General features: G+C 52.8%; 3 protein-coding genes. 1 reads left to right on the top strand and 2 read right to left on the bottom strand.

The features are described from left to right. Positions 1–510: 510 nt before the first annotated feature. Positions 511–3,036, top strand: a complete 2,526-nt coding sequence (locus tag C5S61_RS00275; RefSeq protein ID WP_110513125.1) for a U32 family peptidase — start codon at positions 511–513, stop codon at positions 3,034–3,036. Positions 3,037–3,265: 229 nt separating this feature from the next. Here the strand turns inward: C5S61_RS00275 and C5S61_RS00270 are convergent, their stop codons facing one another. Beyond that, complete coding sequence (locus C5S61_RS00270; RefSeq protein ID WP_110513123.1) at positions 3,266–3,919, bottom strand: hypothetical protein; 654 nt, start codon at positions 3,917–3,919, stop codon at positions 3,266–3,268. 30 nt (positions 3,920–3,949) lie between these two features. After that, on the bottom strand, positions 3,950–4,735 hold the full coding sequence (locus tag C5S61_RS00265; RefSeq protein WP_110513121.1) for a PhzF family phenazine biosynthesis protein: 786 nt from the start codon (positions 4,733–4,735) through the stop codon (positions 3,950–3,952). Positions 4,736–4,966 lie beyond the last annotated feature (231 nt).

Genomic DNA, 4,966 nt, shown 5'->3' with positions numbered 1-4,966 from the left:
CATGCTCAGCTGTTTCCGGCGTGGCCTCTTGCTGATCATCACCCACCTCATGACCCACCAGCCACTTCCCGTTGGACGTTTTTATCCTGAACCATGGTCACCGGTGTTAACTACCTACCCTTGAAAGCTCTCCCCAACCCCTATGCGCGGGCGAGGGGCTTAAATCCCTTGGTTCTGCCCCAATTCCGTGGTGCAACTCAATGCTCCCCCTCGCCCGCGTTCAGTGGGAGCGGAGGTTGGCTTGCACGGGTCGGTTGTGAAGATCCCCTCTCCCCAACCCCTATGCGCGGGCGAGGGGCTTAAATCCCGTGGTTCTGCCCCAATTCCGTGGTGCAACTCAATGCTCCCCCTCGCCCGCGTCCAGTGGGAGAGGGGGTTGGGGGGTGAGGGAACATGGTCGCTAATCCAATGTACCAGTACACCCAATTGGCTAAAATGTGTTAAGCTTAATCCTAACGAAGATCAATCACGGGCAATCACGATTGCCACCACCATAGATTTAGGAATTTCATGAGCGAACAACGCCGTTTTCCCAAGCCCGAAGTGATGAGTCCAGCGGGCTATTGGCCGCAGTTGCACGCCGCAATCGAAGCAGGCGCAGATGCGGTTTATTTTGGCTTGAAACATTTTACCGCCCGCGCCAAGGTCGGTTTTACTCTCGGCGAATTGCCCGAGGTGATGCGAACCTTGCATCAACGCGGCGTTCGGGGCTTTGTCACCTTCAATACCTTGGTGTTTGAGCACGAATTGCGCGAAGCCACCCGCTCGTTGGCCGCCATTGCCGAAGCTGGAGCCGATGCAGTGATTGTGCAAGATATTGGCATCGCCCAACTTGCGCGCCAAATCGCCCCCGAAATGGAAGTGCATGGCAGCACCCAGATGAGCATCACCAGCGCCGAAGGCGTTGAGTTGGCCCGTAAATTCGGGGCCAATCGGGTTGTGCTGGCCCGCGAATTATCACTCGATGAGATTGCCGCAATTCGCCAAGCCACCGATTGTGAGCTTGAAATGTTTGTCCACGGTGCATTGTGCGTCTCATATTCTGGCCAATGTTTCTCCTCGGAAGCATGGGGCGGGCGCAGCGCCAATCGTGGCCAATGCGCCCAAGCCTGCCGCTTGCCCTATCAAATGTTGGTCGATGGTAAGCACAAACCCTTGGCCGATGCCCGCTATTTGCTGTCGCCAGGCGATTTATACGCCGTGCCGTTAATGCACGACATTATCAAATTGGGCATTTCGTCGCTCAAAATCGAAGGCCGCTACAAAGATGCAGATTATGTAGCCCTGACCACCAGCGCCTATCGCAAAGCTGTTGATGAAGCATGGGCTGGCTTGCCCTTGAGCATCACGCCCGCCGAAGAATTGCAATTGGAGCAAGTCTATTCGCGTGGCTTGGGCACGTTTTTCATCGGCGGAACCAATCATCAAACCGTGGTTAATGGCCGTGCGCCCCGCCATCGTGGCGTGTTGATGGGCTATGTCAGCGATATTTATGGCGAACGGATTGTGCTCAAACCCCATGAAAATCATACAATCGCGCCGCTCAAGGCTGGCGATGGCGTGGTATTTGATGCAGCCAATTGGCGCAGCCCCGAAGAACGCGAAGAAGGCGGGCGAATTTATGGCATCGATCACTTGCCAACTGGCGAAATTGAGTTGCGCTTTGGCCCGCAAGCCATCAGAGCCAATCGGATTCGGGTTGGCGATTTGATTTGGCGCAGCCACGACCCTGAGCTTGATCGCGCTGCCAAGCCATTTTTAGAGGCCGCCGCGCCAGTTGCCAAACAACCATTGCACTTGCGTGTGGTTGCACACGAAGGCCAGCCTTTGCAATTAACTTGGACGCTGAGCAACCAACCGCATGTGAACGTCAGCGTGCAATCGCCAGAGCTATTGCCACGCTCGCAAAACCGCGCCTTGACCAACGAATTTTTGTACGATCAGGCCAGCCGCTTGGGCAACACCGCCTATAGTTTGGCCGAAATGCATGTTGATAGCAGCGGCCAGCCGTTTGTGCCAAGCTCATTGCTGAATAATTTGCGCCGCCAAGCAATCGAACAGCTCAGTGCCTTGCAAGCTGCCGCGCCAGTTCGCCAAATTCAAGCGCCGCTCGATGTTTTGGCTCAAGCTCAGCAAACTGTGCAACCAGCAGCTAGCCCAAGCAGCACGCCGCAATTGCATATTTTGGTGCGCACGCCTGAGCAATTGCAAGCAGCCTTGGCCGCCAAGCCCGCCAGCATCACGCTCGATTATTTGGAACTGTATGGGTTGAGGCCAGCGGTTGAATTGGTGCAATCGCATGGCATCAAAGCGCGTGTGGCTAGCCCACGGGTGCTAAAACCAAGCGAACAACGCATTATTCACTTTTTGCTCAAGCTTGGCTGCGAAATTGTGGTGCGCTCAACGGGCTTGCTCGAAGCCTTGCGCCACGAGCAACACCCAGCATTAATTGGCGATTTCAGCCTGAATGCAGCCAATAGTGTGACCGCCAATACCTTGCTTGAATTAGGCTTGGAGCGCATCACGCCAACCCACGATTTGAACGCGGCCCAAGTCACGGCGTTGGCACAACAATTAGGCAGCGCAGCAATTGAAGTCATTGCCTATCAACATTTGCCCGTGTTCCACACCGAGCACTGTGTGTTTTGCCGTTTCCTCTCAAATGGCACCAGCTTCAAAGATTGCGGCCATCCTTGCGAAAAACATCGGGTTGAATTACGCGATCTGAATGGCCGCGCCCATCCGGTGATGGCTGATGTTGGTTGTCGCAATACGGTGTTTGGTGCTGAGGCCCAAACTGCCGTGGAGCATCTTGAGGAATGGCGAGCCGCCGGAATTGTGCATTATCGCTTGGAGTTTGTGCATGAAACCGCCGAACAAGTCGCAGCCGTGATCACCGCATTCGATCGCACGCTGCAAGGCCAGCAATCAAGCGCCGCCTTGGCCGAGCAATTGCGCAAAGCAGCGCCACAAGGCATTACCCAAGGCAGCTTGTTTATTCCCAACGATTATCTGCGCGTGCCGTTGATGCAGTAGTTGGCGAGGAGTCAGGGTTTAGTTTTCAGGGGCTGGGGATCGGGAGCAGTTGCGGCTCCAATTCCCAGCCCAACCAGTTAAATTTGGGTTCAACGCATAACCATCATCATTAACAGTCCCGTCGAGCAGTGTCGCGTGATAATAGTTGCCAATGATACGTGGCTTTTCGTTGCTATCAAACGTCGGAACACTCATCACATCAAAGTCGATGTTGATAAAAACTGGATACTCAAAGTCGATTCGAAAAATGAGCCGAACCAAGGGATTTGCCAGATCGTATGGTTGCTGGAGTCCACGATCCATATTCCTCAGGATACTCGCTGAAGCATTTGGCAATAACCTTCAAGCCGCTACTATAAGCGGCAGCTTTGCAGGCTTCCCAATCGTGACCTGCAATCAATTGATCGATCAGCGATGCTGAAATAGTCGTATCAGGCCACGGTTTATACAACATCGTATTCACAGCAGACCCATGAGCTTTGAGTGGGTAGGTTGGTAATGGCATCGTTGCAGGATATGCTTCATCATAGAGATCAGAAATATTCCATTTGTTTATACTCAGTTTGGCATCATAATACTGACCTTCAAGCGTCGTTTTCCAATGAAAATATCCTAATGGAACAATGCCCATAAACCAAACGCCATCTGGATCAGGTAAACCAATCGTCAATTTAGTTATGACTACTGGTGTGGTTGGAATCGTCAGATCAACAGCAAAGAAACGAGGATAGAGTCCCACGCTATCAATATTAGGATTAGGGGCATTTGGCTGTTGACTATACCACTCGCGAAAGGCATCGGCACCAGCATCAATCGCACGCTGAAACAGCTGTTGCTTATCGAAATAGCCTTGCAGTGCTTGCAAAAGTTCGGCATCAATCAATGCTAGTTCCTCATTCTTGGTTCTCGCGATTTAAATTTCAATGGTGCCTTCAAGGTAGAAAACACACGAGCCAGCTAATTCAACTCGGTCGCCAACCAATCGACAATGAATTTCGCCACCACGGCGCGAGGCTTGATAGGCGCGGAAACTGGTTTTATGTAAGCGCTCAGCCCAATAAGGGGTTAATGCACAGTGGGCAGCGCCAGTCACTGGATCTTCTGGAATGCCCTTGGCAGGCGCAAAATAGCGGCTGACAAAATCGTAGCCCTGATCGCCTGGCGCAGTTACCACCACGCCACTGCGATCAAGTTGGGCAATTGCCGCCAGATCAGGTTTGAGTTCGCGCACAAGTTGGGCATGCTCAAGTATCGCTGTATAATTAACCACATCGTTCAGCACTTCAACTGGCATCACCCCCAACGCTTCGGCCAGCCCTGCTGGTAACTCAACGCGCTGCCATGGGCGAATTGGAAAATTCAGCAGATAGCCATCACCATTTTTGCTGACTATCAACGGCCCACTTTTGGATGAAAATGTGACCTGACTGCGAGTTGGCTCTAAACGCTCGATCACAACCGCTGCACTTGCCAAGGTTGCATGACCACACAGCGCCACCTCGGTGACTGGCGTAAACCAGCGAATTGCATAATCTTCGCCAACAGGCACGATGAACGCGGTTTCGGCCAAGTTATTTTCGCTCGCAATCGCTTGCAAAACAGCATCAGCAGGAAATTCATCAAACACCACAACCGCCGCTGGATTGCCAGTAAAGAGCCGCGTCGTAAAAGCATCAACCTGAAAAATCGGCACGCGCATTATGGAATCCTTTGCACACCACGATAGAAAGATTTAGGAGTCAGGAGCCAGTTGCCAGGGTTCAGAAAATAACTTGCTGCCCCCGATTCCCAACAGTGGGGGCTGGAGATCGGCGACCGTTGTAGCAACCAAGCCCGACCCCCGATCCCCAACTGTGGAAACTGGGAATTGGTCATTGAACAGATGATCAGAGACCGTTGTGCAACTAAGCCCGACCCCCGATCCCTAACC

This window comes from Herpetosiphon llansteffanensis, assembly GCF_003205875.1.
Lineage (GTDB): Bacteria > Chloroflexota > Chloroflexia > Chloroflexales > Herpetosiphonaceae > Herpetosiphon > Herpetosiphon llansteffanensis.
This window is presented reverse-complemented; position numbering and strand designations above follow the sequence as displayed.